General features: G+C 72.7%; 16 protein-coding genes. 8 read left to right on the top strand and 8 right to left on the bottom strand.

Going from position 1 to position 16,974, the window contains the following annotated elements; translation table 11 throughout:
• The first annotated feature begins 20 nt into the window (after window positions 1-20).
• Window positions 21-3,053: an ATP-binding cassette domain-containing protein gene (locus tag AB0B85_RS01095; protein WP_357402170.1), complete on the top strand. Its 3,033-nt coding sequence runs from the start codon at window positions 21-23 to the stop codon at window positions 3,051-3,053.
• A gap of 8 nt (window positions 3,054-3,061) precedes the next feature.
• On the opposite strand, the gene AB0B85_RS01090 is transcribed toward AB0B85_RS01095, so the two are convergent.
• Window positions 3,062-3,808: a MerR family transcriptional regulator gene (locus tag AB0B85_RS01090; RefSeq protein WP_357402168.1), complete on the bottom strand. Its 747-nt coding sequence runs from the start codon at window positions 3,806-3,808 to the stop codon at window positions 3,062-3,064.
• Between the two features lie 357 nt (window positions 3,809-4,165).
• On the opposite strand from AB0B85_RS01090, the gene AB0B85_RS01085 reads away from it, so the two are divergent.
• The 5 genes from AB0B85_RS01085 to AB0B85_RS01065 all read left to right on the top strand — a co-directional run bounded on the left by AB0B85_RS01085 (window position 4,166) and on the right by AB0B85_RS01065 (window position 9,767).
• Window positions 4,166-4,528, top strand: a complete 363-nt coding sequence (locus AB0B85_RS01085) for a hypothetical protein (RefSeq protein ID WP_357402166.1) — start codon at window positions 4,166-4,168, stop codon at window positions 4,526-4,528.
• Between the two features lie 149 nt (window positions 4,529-4,677).
• Window positions 4,678-5,052, top strand: a complete 375-nt coding sequence (locus AB0B85_RS01080; protein WP_357402164.1) for a hypothetical protein — start codon at window positions 4,678-4,680, stop codon at window positions 5,050-5,052.
• 27 nt (window positions 5,053-5,079) lie between these two features.
• Window positions 5,080-6,246: a YcaO-like family protein gene (locus tag AB0B85_RS01075; RefSeq protein ID WP_357402162.1), complete on the top strand. Its 1,167-nt coding sequence runs from the start codon at window positions 5,080-5,082 to the stop codon at window positions 6,244-6,246.
• Entirely contained in the window at window positions 6,239-7,636 is a 1,398-nt protein-coding gene (locus AB0B85_RS01070) for a TfuA-like protein (RefSeq protein ID WP_357402160.1), read from the top strand. The genes AB0B85_RS01075 and AB0B85_RS01070 overlap by 8 nt, the downstream gene beginning before the upstream one ends.
• Window positions 7,637-7,646: 10 nt before the next feature.
• A complete protein-coding gene (locus AB0B85_RS01065) occupies window positions 7,647-9,767 on the top strand; it encodes a radical SAM protein (RefSeq protein ID WP_357402158.1) in 2,121 nt (706 codons plus the stop codon).
• Window positions 9,768-9,811: 44 nt separating this feature from the next.
• On the opposite strand, the gene AB0B85_RS01060 is transcribed toward AB0B85_RS01065, so the two are convergent.
• Window positions 9,812-10,963, bottom strand: a complete 1,152-nt coding sequence (locus AB0B85_RS01060) for a PEP/pyruvate-binding domain-containing protein (protein WP_357402156.1) — start codon at window positions 10,961-10,963, stop codon at window positions 9,812-9,814.
• A 111-nt stretch (window positions 10,964-11,074) separates the two neighbouring features.
• Here AB0B85_RS01060 and AB0B85_RS01055 point away from each other — a divergent pair, with 111 nt between their 5' ends.
• Both AB0B85_RS01055 and AB0B85_RS01050 read left to right on the top strand, forming a co-directional pair.
• Window positions 11,075-11,719, top strand: coding sequence for a transcriptional regulator (locus AB0B85_RS01055; RefSeq protein WP_357402154.1), 645 nt, complete (start codon window positions 11,075-11,077; stop codon window positions 11,717-11,719).
• 9 nt (window positions 11,720-11,728) lie between these two features.
• The gene (locus AB0B85_RS01050; RefSeq protein WP_357402152.1) at window positions 11,729-12,331 is read left to right on the top strand and encodes a histidine phosphatase family protein; all 603 of its coding nucleotides are present in this window, start codon (window positions 11,729-11,731) and stop codon (window positions 12,329-12,331) included.
• Between the two features lie 24 nt (window positions 12,332-12,355).
• Here AB0B85_RS01050 and AB0B85_RS01045 read toward each other — a convergent pair whose 3' ends face one another.
• The 6 genes from AB0B85_RS01045 to AB0B85_RS01020 are packed head-to-tail and all read right to left on the bottom strand — an operon-like array spanning window position 12,356 to window position 16,840.
• Window positions 12,356-13,198 (bottom strand): S-methyl-5'-thioadenosine phosphorylase, encoded by an 843-nt coding sequence (locus AB0B85_RS01045; RefSeq protein WP_357402150.1) that lies wholly within the window; start codon window positions 13,196-13,198, stop codon window positions 12,356-12,358.
• On the bottom strand, window positions 13,185-13,634 hold the full coding sequence (locus tag AB0B85_RS01040; protein ID WP_357402148.1) for a hypothetical protein: 450 nt from the start codon (window positions 13,632-13,634) through the stop codon (window positions 13,185-13,187). Before AB0B85_RS01040 ends, AB0B85_RS01045 begins: the two co-directional genes overlap by 14 nt.
• Complete coding sequence (locus AB0B85_RS01035; RefSeq protein ID WP_357402146.1) at window positions 13,631-14,779, bottom strand: molybdopterin-dependent oxidoreductase; 1,149 nt, start codon at window positions 14,777-14,779, stop codon at window positions 13,631-13,633. The genes AB0B85_RS01040 and AB0B85_RS01035 overlap by 4 nt, the downstream gene beginning before the upstream one ends.
• Complete coding sequence (locus tag AB0B85_RS01030) at window positions 14,776-15,489, bottom strand: methyltransferase domain-containing protein (RefSeq protein ID WP_357402144.1); 714 nt, start codon at window positions 15,487-15,489, stop codon at window positions 14,776-14,778. Before AB0B85_RS01030 ends, AB0B85_RS01035 begins: the two co-directional genes overlap by 4 nt.
• Window positions 15,486-16,166 (bottom strand): DUF2064 domain-containing protein, encoded by a 681-nt coding sequence (locus AB0B85_RS01025; RefSeq protein ID WP_357402142.1) that lies wholly within the window; start codon window positions 16,164-16,166, stop codon window positions 15,486-15,488. The genes AB0B85_RS01030 and AB0B85_RS01025 overlap by 4 nt, the downstream gene beginning before the upstream one ends.
• A complete protein-coding gene (locus AB0B85_RS01020) occupies window positions 16,163-16,840 on the bottom strand; it encodes a glycosyltransferase family 2 protein (RefSeq protein WP_357402140.1) in 678 nt (225 codons plus the stop codon). The genes AB0B85_RS01025 and AB0B85_RS01020 overlap by 4 nt, the downstream gene beginning before the upstream one ends.
• Between the last annotated feature and the right edge of the window lie 134 nt (window positions 16,841-16,974).

Here is a 16,974-nt window from a genome sequence, read left to right as displayed (position 1 = left end):
GACGATCCGAGGAGACGCTGATGAGTGGCGCGGTGCAGGACTTCCCGGCCGGCAGCCTGCTCGGCTTCTGCGGGGACGGCGTACGTGAGGTCTGCCGGCTGGACGGTCCGGTGGCCGGCTGGCTGGTGACCGGGGGCGCGGCCGACCTGTTCGCGGTGCGCCGGGCCGGGCTGAGCCCTTCGCGTCGGCACCATGTGGCCCGGCTGCCCACCGGTGGGCTGGTGCCGACGTCCACCGCGATCGGTGCGTGGCAGCTGATCCTCGTGCCGCTGCCCGGCACCGAGCTGCGTGGGTTGTCCCGGCGGCACCTGTCCCTGCTGGAGCGGCACGCGCAGCTCGGTCGGGTGGCGGACGAGGGGGCGTTGCTGCGGGCGCGGACCGCCGCGACGGAGCTGGTCGCGGCGGTGGACCTGGTGCTGGTCACGGTCGCCGACGCGCTGCGCCGGGGGCAGGCGCCCCGGGAGGCGTCCACCCTGTGTGGGCGCGAGATCGTTTCGCTGGCGCAGGGGAGCGCCCTCACCTCCACCGGCGGCGCCTGGTGGCTGCGCAGCGCCGGCGGGCAGCTGCGCCGCAACGACGGCGGCCCGGCGGAGATGTCGGGGGAGCGGGAGCTGCTGCTGGTCACCGAGCGGGACTGGGTGGTGGCCGAGTCGGCGTGCGCGGTGGAGAGCCACGGCAGCTGGGACCTGCTGGTGAGCGGTCAGCTCCGGTCGGCCGTCGACCAGCACGTGGCCCGGCTGTTGCGGATGGTGGAGACCCGGATCGAGGAGGCCGACGCGGCCCTGCTGAGTGCCGTGCGGCGGCGCCGACAGACCGACGCGGCGGTGCTCGCCGCGGCGGCCCGCCGGTCCATCGGGGTGATCGGCGCGGGTGGCGCGGTGCCGGTCCCGGACACCGAGGCCGGCTTCGACAGGTACGGGCGGGCGGCCTCGGTGCTCCGGGTGGTCACCGCCGGGATGGACACCCCGATCAACGAGCCGGCCGACCGCAGCCGCGCGCCGCTCGACGACCGGGCGGCGGTGCACGCGGTGACCCGGGCGTCCAGCCTGTTCCTCCGTGCGGTGCGGTTGCCGGACCGGTGGTGGCGGCAGGACCTGGGTCCGCTGGTGGGGTGGCGGGAGGGCGACGACCCGGAGCGTCAGGTCGCGGTGCCGCTGCTGTTCCGCCGGGGCCGTTACCACCACGTCGACCCGGACACCCGGGCGTACGCCCCGATCGACGCGACGGTGGCCGCGACGTTCGCCGCCGAGGCGACCGAGGTGCAGGCGCCGCTGCCGCCGACCGCGCGGATGCGCCACCTGCTGCGGGCCGGGCTGGTCGGTGCGGCCCGGGACGTCCGGGGTCTGCTGATCGCCGCCACCTGCGTGGCGCTGCTGGGCCTCGGTGTGCCGCTGGCCACCGGCGAGGTGCTCGGCCAGCTGGCCCGGCAGGGCGAGGTGACGGGCCTCGTCGGCTTCGTCGCGCTGATGCTCAGCGCGGCGGTGGTGGCGGGTCTGGTCGGCGTGGTGCAGAACCTGCGGCTGCTGCGGTTGGACGGCCGATTGCAGTCCGGCGCGCAGTTGGCGATCTGGGACCGGCTCATGCGGCTGCCGGCCCGGTTCTTCACCGGCCGCAGCAGCGGTGAGATCGCCAACTCGATGTTGGGTATCTCGTTCGTCGGTGAGGCGTTGAGCGCGCTGCTGCCACAACTCGTCTCGGCCGCCGCCACTGTCGCGGTGACCCTCGGCATGCTGCTTGTGGTCGAGCCGGTGCTCGGTCTGTGGGGCGCGGGGATCGTCGTCGTCACCATGCTGACCTTCGGCGGGTTCGCCGTCCTGATCGTCCGGCAGCAACGGTCCGCGCTGCCGGCCGAGCACCGGGCGGCGGCGATGACCAATCAACTGCTCGGCGGCATCGTGAAGATCAAACTGGCTGCCGCCGAGACCCGGGCGCACGCGCGCTGGTCGGAGGTGGCCGCGGCGGCCCGCGCATCGCTGCAACGGGTCCGGCAGAGTCAGGCGGGCCTTGTCGCCTTCGGCACAGTGCTGCCGGTCGCCGGTCAACTGGTCCTGTTCGCCGTACTGATGGGACCGCTCGCCGGGCGGGTCGCGCCGGCCGACTTCTTCATTCTCAACGTCGGCTTCGCGATGCTGCTCGGCGCGCTGCTGGTGCTGGTGTCGGCCGGGGTCGAGGTGATCGCGGCGGTGCCCCGGCTGGGCAACCTGCGGGAGATCCTGCGTGCCGAACCGGAGGCCCGTCCGGACCGGGTGGACCCGGGCGAGCTGCGCGGCGAGGTCGCGCTGCACCGGCTCACCTTCGCCTACCAGCCGGACGAGCCGCCGGTGCTCGTCGACATCGACCTGCACGTGCGCCCGGGGGAGTTCGTCGCCATCGTCGGACCGAGTGGCTGCGGCAAGTCCACCCTGCTGCGGTTGCTGCTCGGCTTCGAACGCCAGCAGCAGGGCGCGGTGCTCTACGACGGCCAGGATCTCTCCGAACTCGACGTCCACGCGGTCCGCCGGCAGTGCGGTGTGGTCCTGCAGGATGGCCAGCTCTTCGCCGGCTCGGTACGGGACAACATCTGTGGCGCCGGCAGCTACCCCCTGGACCAGGTCTGGGAGGCGGCCCGGATGGCCGGCCTCGCCGACGACCTGGAGGCGCTGCCGATGGGGATGAGCACGATGGTGCCGTTCGGCGGCGGCACGCTCTCCGTCGGGCAGCGGCAGCGGGTGCTGATCGCCCGCGCGCTGGCCCCCCTGCCCCGGATCATCTTCCTCGACGAGGCGACGAGCGCGCTCGACAACCGGACCCAGGAGGTGGTCAGCCGGAGCACAGCGGCCCTGGCGGCGACCCGGGTGGTCATCGCCCACCGGTTGTCCACGGTCCGGGCGGCGGACACCATAGTGGTCCTCGAAGCGGGGCGGATCGTCCAGCGGGGCACCTTCGACGAGTTGATGGACGACCCGGACGGGCTGTTCCACAGGTTGGCGCGGCGGCAGCTGCTCACCGAACCGGACCGGTCGGACGCCGAGGTGGAGAGCCGGCAGGCGGACGGGCAGCCCGCGCCGGGCTGAGGGATCGATCAGCCGTTGTCGATGACAGTGCTGTCCTCCAGGCACACGTCCGCGTCGAGGTGGTTCTCCAGCAGCTCGGCGACGTGCGCCTCGGACTGGTTCTCCACGGCGAGCCGGAACGCCTCGGTGAGCACGTTCACCACGCCCTGGGTGAGCAGCAGGGTCTCCCGGTCGAGATCGGCCCAGGACGACCGGGCGCTGCCGCGGACCAGCTCCGGCGCGAGGGTGAGCAGCCGGGCGGTGATGGCGGCGACCAGTTCGTCGGCCACCGGCCGGAGGCTGTCCAGCACCTCACTGAGGGTCTGCAGAGCCGGCACCGTGCCCACGCGTACCCGATGCAGGTCGAGGGCGGCGCGCAGCGGGCGTGGTCGGACCGTGCGGACGGTGCCGTCGGTGGTCCGGCCGATCACCCCGTGCCGGGTCAGCGCGTGGGCAAGCGCCGGACGGTCGGCGGTCAGACGTTGCAGCATCGCGGTCAGCCCGTCGGGCGCGTCGTCGCTGGCCCGGACCCCGAGCATCGCCTCGATGGAGACCAGGTTGAAGCCCTGCCGTTGCAGGGCGAGGATCGCGTCCAGCCGGCGGACGTGCGAGTCGTCGTAGAGCGCGGCCCGCCCGCGCCGCACCGGCGGGGGCAGCAGGCGTCGGGCCTGGTGGGCTCGGATGTTGCGCGGTGACATCCCGACCTTGCGGGCGAGTTCCTCCACGCTGTACCCGGCCGGGCCGCCGGGCGTCGTCGTCACCTCGTCGATGGTCACGGTGGCCTCCGGCAGCACTCGGTGACGGAACTCGGCTCCCCGTCGAACCGCTGTCACTCCTTGGCGGTCCGCCGATCGCAGCCTAGGTGCGCACACCCGGGGAATGACAGGCGAGGAATTACTACTTGTCCACAGTGGTGCCTCTCATTAGAATTGTTCGCCCGCCGCCAGCCGGTGATTCTCAATTACCCGGCTTTCGCCGCAGCGCGACCCTTTCGCGGCCACATTCGATGAAATCGCCGCGCGGTGGGCGGACCGGATCCACAGGTGGCCCACGATGAAGCGAAACCGGCGGCCCGGAACCTCCCGCGCTGCCTGTCGCCGCCGCCGGCGGTCGACAACCGAAGGGAGCAGGGTGTGACACCTGTCGATCGAGCGGTCTTCGTGGCCGCGTACAGCCGGCTGGTCGCCGACGTCTGGGCCGACCCGGTCAAGGAGCAGGCCCTCGATCGGAACCCGCGCGGGTTCCTCGCCGGCTACGGGCTGCACCTGCCCGAGGATGTGCAGGTCCAGGTGGTCCGGGACGTTGCCGACACCGATCCGGACCTGGAGGTGCAGATCGAGTCGTGGGAGCAGGCGGCGACAACCGGCCGGTTCGTGCTCTTCGTGCCGTCGCTGCTGCCGGTGGCCCAGGCGGAGCTGGCCGAGGACGAACTGGACAGCGTCGTCGCCGGCCTGGATCCGAGCTGCGCCTGCTGCTGCCCGTGCTGCTGCACCTGACACCGATGTCTGCCGCCCATCGGTCGGCACGGCAGATTCTGATGGCAGTAAGCCGAAATCGTTGATTGTCGAACCTCGATCTTCGTAGCGTTCTCGCCACAGCGATCGACCCCCGTCTCGCAGCGACCCCCCGAGGAAAGGACCGAACGATGAGCAACGACGACCAGGAATATGGCGCGAGGTTCGTGACCAAGTACTCGGAACTGGTCACCGCGGTGTGGCGCAGTGACGAGGAACTGCAGCGCCTGCTCGCCGACCCGACCGGCTACGCGACGGCTGCCGGCCTGCCGGTCGCCTCCGGCTCCCGGGTCGAGGTCGACCGCGCCCAGCCCGCCACGCTCTACACCAAGGACCAGATCGTCGCCGACTGGGCCGGCACGCCCGGCCTGCACGTGCTGCACGTGCCCGAGGTGCCTCTCGTCGACCTCAACGAGCTGACCGAGGCCGAGCTGGAGACGGTCGCCGGCGGCGTCGCCCCGGTCGCCGACAACAACGTCAACATCATCGCCGTCCTCATCCTCTGAGTTTCCCCACCCCCGCCGGGAGCCTCGATGACTGACACGACCGAGACCATCGCCTTCCGATCCGGCACCTACCGGACGGCCACCGTGGAGCAGACCTGGACCCGGATCGCCGGCCTGCTCGACCGGTTCCGGATCACCCGGGTCGCCGACATCACCCGGCTCGACGAGATCGGCCTGCCGGTGCACGTCGCCTACCGGCCGGTCGGAGCCACCATGGCGGTGAGCGTCGGCACCGGCGCCACGGCGACGCAGGCCCGGGTCAGCGCGGTCATGGAGAGCATCGAGTCCTGGCATGCCGAGAACCTCCGGCCGGGGACCGTCGTCAGGTCCCCGGCCGAGGCGCTCGACCTGCCGTACGACGTCAGGTGGCTGCACCTGGCGGAACGGTCGCCCCTGACCTCCGCCGTCGAACTCGACTGGGTGGCCGGCCGGGGGCTGGTGACCGGAGCGCACTGCCTGGTGCCCCGCGCCACCATCGAACTCGACTTCACCGTCCGACGCGGCTGGGATCGCGCCCTGTTCACCCCCAGCAGCAACGGGCTGGCCACCGGGAACACTTTCGCCGAGGCCAGCCTGCACGCCCTGCTCGAAGTCGTCGAACGCGACTGCATCGCCCCGTACTGCACCGCACCGTTGGCCGAGCGCACCTACGCCGACCCGGGTACCGCCACCAACGCGATGACCCGCACCGTGTACGAGGCGCTGCTGCGGGCGGACTGCTGGGTGGAGGTCTGCGACATCACGAACGCGGTGGGCGTACCCTGCTACGCCGCCTCGATCTGGTCCCCGGACCTGCCTGTCACCTTCGGCGGATTCGGCTGCCACCTGGACCCGGAGATCGCCGTCGGTCGGGCCATGTCGGAGGCGGCGCAGTCGCGGCTGGTCATGGTCTCCGGAGCGCGGGACGACATCGACGCCACCGCGTACCACGACGTCGGCGCGCCGCCGGTGCCACCGCCCACCGTGGACCGGCCGGTCCGGCCGGTCCGCCGGGATCCGCCACCGGCGGGGGACGTGACCCAGGTGCTGCGCGAGCTGGCGCAGCGGGTGCAGCGGGTCACCGGCGTCGAGCCGTTCAGCGTCGACCTGACCCACGACGACATCGGCATTCCGGTGAGCAAGGTGTTCGCCCCCGGCCTGCGGATGTTCGACGAGCGGGCGCTCAGCGTCCGACCGGGGGTGCCCCGTGACTGACGTCGTCTTCATCGGTCCGAGCCTGCCGGCCGACGAGGTCGCTCGACTGCTGCCCGACGCGGTGGTGCTGCCACCAGTGGCGCACGGCGACCTGCTCCGCCTGGACGTCGACCCGGGCGACCGGGTCCTCATCATCGACGGGTTCTTCCTGCAACACCCGCCGGTCCGCCACCGGGAGATCCTGTACCTGCTCGACCGGGGAGTGACGGTGGCCGGCGCCGCCAGCATGGGCGCGCTGCGCGCCGCCGAGCTGTGGCCGTTCGGCATGCGGGGCGTGGGCGAGGTGTTCCGGCTCTACCGCGACGGGGTCGTCACCGGTGACGACGAGGTGGCCGTCGTGCACGGTCCGGCAGAGGAGGGCCACCGCGCGTTGAGCGTGCCGCTTGTGAACATCCGGGTCGCGCTGCGCCGGGCCGTCACGGCCGGCGTGCTCAGCGACGCCGAGGCCGAGCTGCTGCTGACCATCGGTCGGGACCTGCCCTTTCGGCGGCGGTCGTACCGGGCGTTGGAACGCACCGCGCCGCCCGAGGCGGCGGCAGTCGTGGACCGGTTCCTGACCTGGCACCGACGGCACCCCTTTGATGCCAAGAGCGCCGACGCCCGGCTGCTGCTGTCGATGGCGGCGGACGACGCGCCCGAGCTGTGCCCGGCGCACGCCGGCGACCAGCCGATCGACAACCTGCACACCCGCTTCCTGGACAGTTGGCGCTCGCGCTTCGCCGGCGAGGAGGTCGGCGGGCACTGGGTGAGCGACAGGGACGCCGCAGCGGTGCTGATGCTGCTGCATCCCGAGTCGGCGGCCTGGCACCGGCGCAGCGTGCTGGCCGGGCTGGCCGAGGTCGACATCGCCGACCCGACTGTCGAGCAGCGCGCCAGCGAGGTGGCCCGCCAGCGAGGGCTGACCGCTGGACCGCCGACCGGGTGGGACTGGCTGACCGTCCGGGAACGGGATCTCGGCGACCAGGAGGCGGTGCTGCGGATGCTGGTGCGGGCGTTCGGCACCACGCCGTACCGCAGCCTGGCGCTGTGGATGGTCGCGGCGCCGCTGCGTACCCCCGCGATGCTCGCCGCGGCGCGGCAGGTCGCGGCGACCGCGGCGTCGCTCAACGAGACGCTCGTCCCGCGTACGAATGGGCACCGCCGCCCGGGTGGCCGGCTGCACTTCCGCACCGAGGTCGTCGACGCGTACTTCGCGCGGCTGTGGGGCTGTGCCGTCGACGCCCTGGAAGCGGCGGTGTGGGACCGGGGCTTCGTGGACCTGGCGGCGTTCCGGTACGCCGCCGAACCGCTCGTTGCGTACGTCAAGGCGTTCGGTGCCCCGCGACTGCCGGCGGTGGCCACGTTCGCGTCGGAGGACACCCTGGCCGGCACAACGGCCGGGGTCAGCTGAGGAGGAGTCGATGAGCGGCACGGTGAAGGCGGCACTGATCTATCCCCCGCTTACCGATCCCACCTCGGGATACCACTCTCTGAACTATCTCGATTCGTACGCGCGGGCGCAGGGACACCTGCCGGCGGAGATCATCGACGCCAACATCGAGGCGTTCCACCACTCCTATACCCCCTCGGCGTCCGACTGGTTGCGGCGGGAGTTGTCCCGGGTCTCCACCGACGACCTGAGCGAGCCCGACGCGCTGATGGCCCGGGCGAACCAGCTCGGCCTGCCGGACCCCGATCCGGAGCGGCTGCGCCGGTCCGTCGCTGTGTTGCAGGACCCGACCCTGTTCTACGACTACCGGCACTACCAGGACGCCGTCGAGGGCGTGATCTCCTGGATGGACGCGCTCGGCACTGTCGGGTTCCCCGGGCAGTTCCACGCCGGCTTCCGGCTCCACCCGCCACCGATGATCTCGATCGGCTCGGTGGCCGCGCTCACCGACGAGGCGGTGCTCGCCCGGCTCAACCGCCCCTTCCTGCCGTACTACGAGGACGTGCTGATCCCGCGGCTGGCCGCAGGCGGGCACCAGGTGATCGGCATCAGCGTCACCTACCAGTGGCAGCTCCCGTTCGCGCTCTGGATCGCCCGACTCGTGCGGCGGGCCTGCCCGGACGTCTTCCTGATCACGGGTGGCACCGAGATCTCCGACGTCTGGAAGTGCGCGAGCAAACCCGAGTACGTCTTCCAGGTGCTCGCCGACTTCGACGCGATAGTGGTCGGGGAGGGGGAGAGCGCGTACACGGACATCCTGGACGCGGTGCAGACCGGCACCCTGCCGGCCGGGCACCCGAACGTCCGGCTGCACCCGAAGTACGGTCGCCTGCGGCAGTTGCCCCTGCGCTACGAACGCCTGGCGCAGGTGCCGGTACCGGACTTCTCCGGCCTGCCCTGGGACCTCTATCTCAGCCCGGAGCGGTTCGTCTACTACTCGCCGACCCGAGGCTGCTACTGGAACAAGTGCACGTTCTGCGACTACGGCCTGAACACCGACGGCCCCACCAGCCCCTGGCGGCAGGACACGGCGGATACGATGGTCGCGGACGTCACCGAGCTGTCGAAGTTCGCCAAGTTCATCTACTTCTCGGTCGACGTGCTCGCTCCGGCCACCATCCTGCGCTTCGCCGAGAAGGTCGTCGAACGCGGGCTGGACTTCCGCTGGGGTGCCGAGATCCGGCTGGAGAAGTACTGGTCGGACGAGCGTTGCGAACTGCTGCGGCGCAGCGGCTGCGTGGCCATCTCGGTCGGCTTCGAGTCCGGTAACCAGCGCATCCTCGACCTGATCGACAAGGGCACGAAGCCCGATCAGGCGCGGCGCACGATGACCGCGATGACCAAGGCCAACATCGGCGTACAGATGATGGGCTTCACCGGTTTCCCCACCGAGACCCGCGAGGAGGCGCTGGACAGCGTCAACTTCCTGCGTGACAACCCGGACCTGTGGACCCTCGGCGGGCTCGGCGACTTCATGCTCACACCGGGCGCCATCGTCGCCAAGGAACCGGAGCGGTTCGGCATCACGAACGTGCGGCCGGTCGAGGGGTCGGACATCGTGCGGATGCTGAAGTACGACGAACCGGTCACCGAGGCGGCGCAGGCCGAGGTCGCCCGGGCCAAGGCCGGCCTGAACCCCGGGCATTACCACCGCCCGTGGCTGGGTGCCACCGACACCCCGCACACGTTCTTCTACCACGACCGGTACGGCACCGAGGTGCGGAGCGTCCTCGCTCACGACCGGGTCCGCCACGACACCGACGAGCAGACCGAGTTCCTCGCCAACGGCTCCTTCGTGGACCGCGACGACGAGCAGGTCTGGCAGGCGTACCGGCGGATCCGCTCCGACGAGCAGGATGGCGTCCCCGGCGACCTGCCGGCGGACCGGCACCTGTTCCGCCGGGTCGACGGTCAGGTGTTCGCCCTCAACCGCAGCAGCCGGCTGTTCCTGGATCTCTTCAGCGCGCCGACCACCCTCGCCGAGGCGCAGCGCCAGCTCTGGATCGTCGAGCCGACCGTCGCCGACCGGGTCTGGCGGACCTTCATCGGCCAGCGGTTGATCCGCCGGCACCGGCTCCCGGCCGATCGATAGGAACCGGCGGGCACGCGGCCGACGGTCGCCAGGTCGTCGCCGGATCAGGGAGCCAGGGGTACGACCCGGCCGGTGCTCCCGTCCACCTCGACCGACGCGCCGTCGGTCAGGGCCGTCGTCGCGCCCGGGACCGCCAGGACGGCCGGGAGGCCCTGCTCGCGGGCGACGATCGCGGCGTGCGAGAGGAGACCGCCGATCTCGGTGACGACCGCGGCGACCACGCCGAACAGCGGGGTCCACGCCGGATCGGTGGTGCGACAGACGAGGACGTCACCGGGCCGGACCCGGGCGAAGTCGCCGGGGCCCCGCACCACGCGCGCCGGCCCGGTGGCGCGACCGGGGCTGCCCGGCGTGCCGGTGAGGGCCTCGCCTGCGTCGCCGCCGGCAGTGGGCGCGGGAGGGAGGGCGCTGGTGACCGGCCGCGACTGGAGGACCCAGATCCGGGACCCGGCAATCGCCCACTCGACGTCCTGCGGGCCGCCCAGCAGGTCGGCCGCCCGCCGGCCGAGCTGCGCGAGCCGGGTCAGCTCGTCATCGGTGAGACAGAACCGCTCCTGGTCGGCCGGTGCCACCTCGCTGGTGACAGTACGGTCGACCCGGGTCCGTTTCGTGCCGAGCGACCGACTGGTGATGTCGCCGCCGGAGAGCGTCCACGAGTCCGGGGTGACGTGGCCGCTGACCACGCTCGCCCCCAGCCCCCAGGACGCCTCGATCCGGATATCGTCGCCGGTGAACAACACCCCGGCGACGTCCGCGTCCACCAGGCGTTGCACAAGCACGGCGATCGACGGCGACCGCGGGTCGCCCTGCCGACGCCGATATGCCACCGCGCGCTCGGACCACAGCGACAACCAGCACCTGCGGACGGCCTCCGCCACCTGATCGGGCCCGCGCACGCCCAGGAACGTGTCGTGCTGCCCGGCCCCGGTGGCGTGGGCGGTGTCCTCGCTGGTCGCCGACGACCGCACGGCCAGGTAGCCGGCGCCGATCCGCGGCAACGCCCGAGTGATCTCGTCGATCAACTCCACGGGGAGGTCAGCGGTGGTCCCCGAAAAATCGGCGGTGGTCCCCACAAAAGCGGTGGTCGGCACCACGAACCCGGGTGGGACCGGCAGGCCCGCGCGCAGCAACCGGGCGAGGGCGGCGGCCTTGCCGCCGGACGTCACCGGTTCGGCGTCGGTCAGATCGATGAGCACCGGGCCCCCTTCAGCTGCCGGGGAGCCTACCCGGGCCGGGCGGAGGAGGTTCCGAGCCACACGCAGCGGGCCCCGTTGACGTCGGATGCCGGAATCTGAATGCTGACTGCCATGACGCATGCCTCAGCACCGGACCTGTCGGTTCTGCACTCCGTGCGGGTGGCCGGGTTGGCCAGCGACGCGGCGGTTTCCCGCCGCACCGGCATCGACCTGGACGCAGCCGCCGAGTTGCTGGGGGACTTCGAGGCGTACGGGTGGGTGACCCACGTCGAGTTCGCCGGCACCGGCGGGTGGACGCTCACCGAGCGCGGCCGTGAGCAGGACGCCCGGCGGCTCGGCGAGGAGCTGGACCGCACTGGCGCGCGGGCCACCGTCGAACAGGCCCACAAGGAGTTCGAGGCCCTCAACGGGCTACTGGTCCGGGCCTGCACCGACTGGCAGTTGCGGCCGGTCGAGGGTGACCGGCTGGCCTCGAACGACCACAGCGACCCGCAATGGGACGGCCGGGTGCTCGACGAACTCACAGCGATCGGCGCGGAGTTGACCCGGCTGATCGGCGTCCTCGTCAGCGTGCTGGGTCGCTTCGACGGGTACGCCGACCGGTTCGACGCGGCGCTCGCGCGGGCTCGCGCGGGCGACGGGCAGTGGGTGGCCGGGGTGGGAGTCGCGTCGTGCCACGCCGTGTGGATGGAGTTGCACGAGGACCTCCTGTCGACACTCGGAATCGCCAGGGGCACCGGACCGGAGAGCCGCTAGGGTCCCGTCATGGCTGTCCGATACCTCTACCTGGCGCGACACGGCGCGGCGGACGCCTTCGGCGAGCTCACCGACGTGGGACGCCAGCAGGCCGATTTGCTCGGTCGACGACTCGCCGGCCTGCCGATCGACGCGGTGTGGCACTCGATGCTGCCGCGTGCCGCCGGGAGCGCCCGCGAGATCGCGAAGCACCTGCCGGACGTGCCGGTCGCCGAGGCCGCCGAACTCGTCGACCACGTGCCGTACGTCCCGACCGCCGACGAGATGCCCCGCTCCTGGGCCGGCTTCTTCGACGGCTACGACGAGGCCGAGGCGGTGGCCGGCACCCGCATCGCGGAAAGCCTCGTGGCACGGTTCGCCACGGCCCCGGCGCGCACCGGGCCGGACTCACACGAGGTGCTTGTCACGCACGCGTACCCGATCGCGTGGCTGGTGCGGCACGCGCTGGCGGCCCCGCCCACCCGGTGGCTCGGCCTGGACAGCGCGAACACCGGCCTCACCGTGATCGAATACCGCGCCGGGCTGTCGCCCACGCTTGTGATGTTCAACGACCAGAGCCACCTCTCGGGTGACCTGCGCTGGACCGGGTTCTGTTCGGCCGCACGCCCCTGAGGTGTCGGCCCGCTCAGCTGCTGGTCAGGGCAGCGTGATGCCGATCTGCGTACCGGCCAGCGCCTGTCCGCACGGGCAGCCGTCCTGGCCTGGTGGCAACGCCCGTACCGCGTCGCCGAGCACGACCCGCAGGCGCTCGACGTTGCGCGCGAAGACGGTGAACACCTCCTGCTGGGTGACGCCGTGCCCGACCTCCACGCCGGAGTCGAGGTCGGTCACCAGCGACAGCGCGGTGTAGCACATTGCCAGTTCGCGGGCCAGCACCGCTTCGGGGTGACCGGTCATGCCGACGACCGACCAGCCCTGCTGGCCGTACCACACTGATTCGGCGCGGGTGGAGAAGCGCGGCCCCTCGATGACGACCATGGTGCCGCCGTCGACAGGTCGCCAATCGGCGGCGCGGGCGGCGTCGAGGACCGTGGCACGCCCGACCGGGCAGTAGGGGTCGGCGAAGGGCACGTGCACGACCCCGGGGAGTTGCCCGTCCGGGCGCCGCCGCCCGTCGTAGTAGGTCTGCTCGCGGCCGGAGGTCCGGTCGACCAACTGGTCCGGCACGACGAGGACGCCGGGGCCCAACTCCGGTCGCAGGCCGCCCACGGCCCCCGGCGCGAGCACCTGGCGGACGCCGACCGCACGCAGCGCCCACAGGTTGGCCCGGTAGTTGATGCGGTGCGGGGGAAGGGCGTGCCGCCGTCCGTGGCGGGGCAGGAACACCACAGGCCGTCCGGCGACGCTCCCGACCGACAGGGGGTCGCTCGGCGGTCCGTACGGGGTGTCGACGGTGACCTCGCTGACGTCGTCGAGGAACTCGTAGAAACCGGATCCGCCGATCACGCCGATCGGCGGGGCGGCCTTACCTGCTGACATCTGCACTTCTCCTCGCAAGCTTCGGACCGGTCCGGGCGCGCCACCGGCCGGCGATGGTGGTGACGACAAGCACGAGCACGACGACGGCCCAGACGACGGCCAGCCCGACGGTGAGCCCCAGCGGGTAGTCGCGGTCCGGTAGGCCGGGATTCGGCGGTGCCGACGGCGGTCGCCACAGCAGGGGCACCGCGATCAGCAGCAACGTGGCGCTGGCCAGCAGGCCCGCGCTGAGCCAGGCCAGGCGGAGCCGGTCGGTCACCAGCCGGCCCAGCGCCAGGCCGACAAGTCCGACGAGCGGTGCCACCAGGACGTCGTGCAGCACCGGACCGCCGAGCAGCCACGGCAGGGCGGTGCCGAGCTGGGGGCGGAGCAGCCAACCGCCGTACGCCGTCGCGACGACACCGAGCCCGAGCAGCAGCAGTCGAACGGCTCTCACCGCAGCACCTCCAACCGGGCCACCCACTTGGTCTGCAGGACACCCGGCCGGCTCGGCGCGATGAGGCGGCACGGGTAGCCGTGGTCGGGCGACAGCTCCTCGCCGTTGATGCGCAGGGCGAGCAGGGTCAGCGGGTCGCTGGCATGGGCGGCGGGGAGGGTGCTCGCGGCGTACAGGCCGTCGGTCTCCAGCGAGGTGACGCGAACCGCTCTGCCGGTGGGTGCGCCGGCGTGGCGCAGCAGTTGGGCGACGGGCACCCCGGTCCAGTGCGCGGAGGCACTCCAGCCCTCGACGCAGGCGATCGGCAGCTCCGCGGTGCGCTGCGGCAGGGCCGCCAGGTCGGCCAGGGACAGGGCGTGCCGCCCACCCGGCCAGACGATCTCCAGTTGCCAGTCCGGCGGGACGGCGATGCGCGCGGCGGCGGCCGTCCGGTTGATCGGTACACCCTGCGGCCCGGACGCGGACCGCCACGCCAGCGGGGACACCCGACGCAACCACGGCACGGTGACCCCGGCGGTGGCCAGCACGGCGATGCCGGCGGCACCGGCGGCGGTACGCAGGAACGCCCGCCGTCCGGCCGAGGCCTGATCGTCCTGCCCACCGGCGCTCCGGCGCACTGCCGTGCCCAGCGCCGCGCGGGCGACCGGGAGCTGCACCGCGACGTGCAGCAGCACCGCGCCCACCACCAGCCAGGCGACGGCGTAGTGCGCGGTCGGGAAGAAGAACCCCCACGGGTACGACTGGGCGACGTTGAACAGGCCGGTGACCAGCTCGAAGAACGCGGCGCAGACCAGGACCAGGACGGAGATCCGTTCGAGTGCGTGGGCGGACAACCGGATCGGCTGGCGCAGCGGCGGACGGACGAACAGCCGGGGGTAGACGCTCCACAGTTTGGCGAGCAGCAACGGGATCGCCGCGATGCCGGAGAGCACGTGGACACCCTGGCTGATCCGGTAGAGGTTGACCGGTCGGGTCGGCCAACTGAACCAACCCGGCGGGTGCTGGATCAAGTGGCTGAGCAGTCCGGTGCCGAAGCACAGCCCGAACGCCACCCCGAGCCAGAGGCCGAGCCGGGCGGCGACCAGCGGTGAGTGCGACGGCGCGGTGAAGTCCTCCGGGGCGGGGACCCGGGGCCGGCGGATCACTGGCGCACCAACTCGACGAACCAGCGCCTGCCGAACCGGAGCTGGCTGGCGACGCGTAGACCGGCGGCGGCGGCGGTACCGGCCACCACGTCGGCCCCGACCCGTGCCCAGGGAAACGCCGGCCCCTGGCATGCCCCGTCCCCGGACGCCCCGGACAACACGTACGCCTGCCCCTGCCACAGCCCGGCTCCCGGGGGTTCCACCTCGACCAGCAGCGTCCCGTCGGCGGCGAGCAGGGCGGCGCACCGGCGCAGCAGCCGGACCGGGTCACCGCCGATGCCGATGTTGCCGTCGACGAGCAGGGCGTGCGCCCATCTTCCCTCGCCGGGGAGGGGGTCGAAGACGTCGCGTCGCAGGGCGACCACCCCCCGGCCCTGGGTGAGCCGGACCGCCTCGGCGGAGATGTCCACGCCCAGCGCGACCAGGCCGCGCTGGGCGAGTGCCCTGGTCAGTCGGCCGGGGCCGCAGCCGAGGTCGATTGTCGGCCCCTCGCAGCGGGCGGCGATGGACTCGATCGCCGGTTCCGGTGCGCCGTGCCAGCGGCGCACCGGCAGCAGGTCGCGTCGCCCGTCGGTGTGCACCAGCCAGTGCTGCGGCTGGGCCGGCGGCACCTGGGTGAACTGCGTACCGCGGGCGTCCTGGTCGGCGGGCCACCCGCCGAGCCCGCCCAGGACCACAGCGAAACCGTCGAGACTTATCGTCGAGGTCATCGGCGGGGTCCGCTCACCAGGTGGTCACCCACCGACTCGACGGCAGCCGCGAACCGGGTGCCGGGCAGGTCCGCCGCTACCGCGAGCGCGCCGGGCCAGTCGTCGACGTCCCGGTGCACCGGCAGTGTCGCCGGGTGCAACCCGTGCTCGCGCAGAGCGGCGAGGGTACGGCGACAGGTGTCGTCCGTCGACATCGGCACGTCGCGCAGCGCGCCCGCGTACGCCGGGTCGCGCAACCCCAGGGCCCACCAGCCGCCGTCGAGCGCCGGCCCGAGAACCGCCCCGTGCTCGGCGAGCAACCCCAGGGCGGTGGTGAGCACTGCCGGCCGGACCTGCGGCGTGTCCATGCCGATCTGCAGCACCGGCCGGCCGGGGAAGGCCGCACCGGTGTCGGCGTGCGCGTTCGCGAGCCGGTCGGCGAACGTGGCGCCACGCTGTGCAACGAGGTGCCAGCCCGCCAGCGCGGTGTCCAGTTCCGCGCGGCACTCGGCATCGGCGAACCGACCGGTGTGGGCCAGCACGGGAATGGTCGCCGGGGTGGCGCGTACCGCCGCGAGGGTGTCCAACAGCGCCGCCGCCGCGACCCGGGCCGCCTGGGCCGGACTCGCCGGCGGACAGAGGCGGGTCTTGGCCAGCCCGGCGACCGGTGCCTTGGCGACCACGAGCAGCACGTTCACTGTCCACCGCCGACACCGGCGCGCAGTACTCCGGCGAAGTCCCGGGTCGCCCGCATCGTGCCCCGCACCGACCCGGAGACCTTCGACCTGGTGCCGGCGGCCCGGGATGCGTACGCGACGTCCAGCTCGAGGATCCGCCAGCCCGCCTCGGTGGCGCGCAGCAGCAACTCCAGCGGGTAACCGAACGCGCGGTCCTGCACCCCGAGTCCCAGCAGCGCCGCGTGCCGGGCCACCCGGATCGGGCTGATGTCGTACACCGGCACACCGCGACGCCGTAGCAGCGCGGCCACCAGCGCGTTTCCCATCCGGGCATGCCACGGCCAGGCCTCCGCCGAGACCGGCCGACGCCGCCCGACGGCGAGGTCCGCCCGCCCGTCGAGCACCGCCGCGACGAGCCTTGGCAACTCAGCCGGATCGAACGAGCCGTCCGCGTCGAGGACACAGACCAACTCCGCGTCCGCCGCCAGCAGACCGGTGTGCACAGCCGCGCCGTACCCGCGTCGCGGCTCGTGGACGACCCGGGCCCCGTACTCGGCCGCGACGGCCGGCGAGCCGTCGGTGGAGCCGTTGTCGACCACGATGGCCCGGTAGCCGGGTGGCAGCCCGCTCAGTACGGCAGGCAGTGCGGCCGCCTCGTCCAGGCACGGCAGCACCACGTCGATCGTTGTGTGCATACCGGCGACGCTAGGCCCGCCCGGGGCCGTCCGGAGCGCTGTCCGTCCTTACGAATCGCTTACGCGGCAGGGGATCTTACGAGTCCCTGACGTCCCCCCGATGCGCGGCCGGATCCCTGGTCGGAGGTCGTAGC

Origin of the sequence: Micromonospora sp. NPDC049044 (assembly GCF_040649215.1) — a bacterium.
GTDB lineage: Bacteria > Actinomycetota > Actinomycetes > Mycobacteriales > Micromonosporaceae > Micromonospora.
The sequence above is the reverse complement of the archived record's forward strand: the minus strand, read 5'-3'. Positions and strand labels throughout refer to the sequence as shown.